3 protein-coding genes are annotated in these 2,529 nt (G+C 70.7%); 1 reads left to right on the top strand and 2 read right to left on the bottom strand.

Annotated elements, in window-relative coordinates:
• On the top strand, positions 1–613 hold a 613-nt coding region (locus AC27VN_RS38660; protein ID WP_490880097.1), incomplete at its 5' end, for an SDR family oxidoreductase.
• Here the strand turns inward: AC27VN_RS38660 and AC27VN_RS38665 are convergent.
• Entirely contained in the window at positions 610–1,476 is an 867-nt protein-coding gene (locus AC27VN_RS38665; RefSeq protein ID WP_256222405.1) for an EAL domain-containing protein, read from the bottom strand. The two genes, AC27VN_RS38660 and AC27VN_RS38665, sit on opposite strands and share 4 nt — an antisense overlap.
• A gap of 193 nt (positions 1,477–1,669) precedes the next feature.
• The coding region (locus tag AC27VN_RS38670; RefSeq protein WP_490880098.1) for an HDOD domain-containing protein at positions 1,670–2,529 on the bottom strand (860 nt) is incomplete at its 5' end.

Below are 2,529 nucleotides of genomic sequence, written 5' to 3' on the forward strand. Positions count from 1 at the left end.
CTGCGACATCGCGAACGACGAGGCGCTCGACGCGCTGGTGGCCGATGCGCTGCGCATCGAGGGCCGCATCGACTGCCTGGTCAACAACGCCGTGGTCTACAACGATGGCGGCATGGGCGCGAAGCGCGCCGAATGGCTGAGCGCGCTGAACGTCAACCTGGTCTCGGGCGCGCTGCTCGTGCACAAGGCGACCGAGGCGCTGGCCGCGCAGGGCGGCGCGATCGTCAACATGGGCAGCGTGGGCGGCAAGTTCGGCACCGCCGATCGCGCGCTCTATCCCGCGGCCAAGGCGGCGATCCTGCAGCTCACGCGCAACCAGGCCGCGACCCTGGCGCCGCGGCGCATCCGCGTGAATTCGGTGTCGCCGGGCTGGACCTGGTCGGACGCACTCTCGCGCATGGCCGGCGGCGATCGTGCCAAGGCCGACCGCATGGCCGCGCCGCTGCATCCGCTGGGCCGCGCGGGCGACGGCGACGACGTGGCGCAGGTGGTGCTGTTCCTGTGCTCGGACGCGGCGCGCTTCGTGACCGGCGCCGACATCCCGGTCGATGGCGGCTTCTCGATGCTCGGGCCCGACCAGGGCCGCTCGGCGCGCGACTGGTTCGCGAGCTAGTCGAAGCGCTGCTCCCACTCCCAGTTCACCGCCGGCAGCGTCTCGACCACCGGCCGCGCGAACAGGTAGCCCTGGAACAGCCGGATGCCGAGCTCGCGCAGCGCCACCACCTCTTCCATGATCTCCACGCCCTCGGCCACCACGTGGATGCCGAGTTCGCCGCAGGTCGACACGAAGCCCTTGACCACGGCGCGCCGCACGCCGTCGGTGTGGATGTTGCGGATCAGCTCCATGTCGAGCTTGACGATGTGCGGCCTGAGCGCGACGAACAGCTCGAAGCCCGCGAAGCCGGCGCCGAAGTCGTCGATGGCCGAGGAGAAGCCGTGCTGCTGGTGCATCTCGAAAGCTTTCACCAGGTGCGGCAGGTCCTCGACGCGCTCCGACTCGGTCACCTCGAAGATCAGCCGTTCCTTCGGGAAGCCGAAGCGCTCGGCGGTCTCGACCGCGCTCTGGAAGCATTCGCCCTGGCGCCCGGTGTCGTTGGGCATCACGTTGAGGCTCAGCCGCGAGGCCATGCGCAGTCCGGCCGCGAGCTCGATCGCCTTGGCGCGGCAGGCGCGGTCGAACTCGACGCGGTGGCGCGCATGCACCAGCCCGAGGATGTGGCCGGCGCCTTCGCCATGGATGCCGCGCACCAGCGCCTCGTGCGCGTAGACCTCGCCCTTGTCGACGTCGACGATGGGCTGGAAGGCCATGGTGAAGGCCGGGCAGCTGGCGGCGAAGTCGAGCACCGCCGAGGCATCGTTGCTGGCCTGGGTGGCCGGCTGCTGGAGGCGGTTGATGGTCAGCGCGCGCGCGGCGCTGCAGTAGCCCGGCGGGCGGGCGTTGAGATCGAGGGCCAACGACGATGCCGAACTGGACACGGATGGCCTTCAGGCCCGGGGGCCGTGGATGAAAAGTCGGTGCGGGATGCTCGACATGCTGTTCTCCGGTTCCTGGGCGCGGCCACGTGGGGCCGCATGTCCGCTTTTTCGGCGCGGCGGCGGCAGACTTGAGGAAAAAAGCGAGTCGGCGGGCAAAAAAAGAGTGGACTCCTCCCAATGGAGGAGGGCTCGCCTAGAAGCCGCCCGCGGCGATCATCCGCAGCAGCGCGCGGTTGACTTCCTCGGCATCGACCGCATGGGTGCGGCGCAGGTTGCGCAGCGCGGTCGGGTTGCTCGATTCGAGCGCGGTCGCGAGCTGCAGCGCGGGCGCGTAGGGGCCGTTCTGCGCGATGGTCGCGGCCACGATGCGGTCGGTCAGCGGGATGCGGCCGAAGCTGGTGCGCAGCGGCTCGCCCATCACCAGGTCGAGCTGCGAGAACAGGCCGCACAGGTAGACCTCGCGCTTGAGGTCGTCCTCGATGCCGGCGTCCATCAGCTGCGCGACCAGGTGGCCGCGCATCGCCATCGAGGTGTTGAGCGGGCGCAGGTTGGCGTCCTCGCTGGCGGTCGGCAGCTGCTGCGACAGCCAGGTGCTCAGGCGCTGGAAGCCGATCATCATGAAGCCGTGGCGCAGCGAGGCCACGCGGTTCGGCAGGCCCAGGCCGGGCGAGTTCAGGTAGAGCATCAGCGCATAGACCAGCGCCGCCTCGCGGCTCACGAGCTGGTCGATGCGCTCGAGCGATTCCTCGGCGTCGATCGCGTTCATCACGCGCACGATGGCGCGCCGCGTCGGCGGCAGCGGCTGGCCGCCGTAGCCGTGCAGCACGTCCTCGCTGGGCCAGCCGGCCACGGCCCAGGCGTTCTGCTGGTCGAGCGCATGCTCGGCCAGCGCGCGGCTGGCCACGCCGTCGATCAGCGCGTCGGGGCGCACCGGGCTGCTCTCGCCGGGGTGCGTCATGCCGCGGTCGAACACCGTGGTGTCGCGCTCCACCTGCGCCAGGCGCAGCGCGTCCATCGCGTCTTCCGGTGCCAGCCGCAGCAGCCGGCGCTCGA

This window comes from Variovorax sp. 20P10.2.4 (assembly GCF_058244205.1).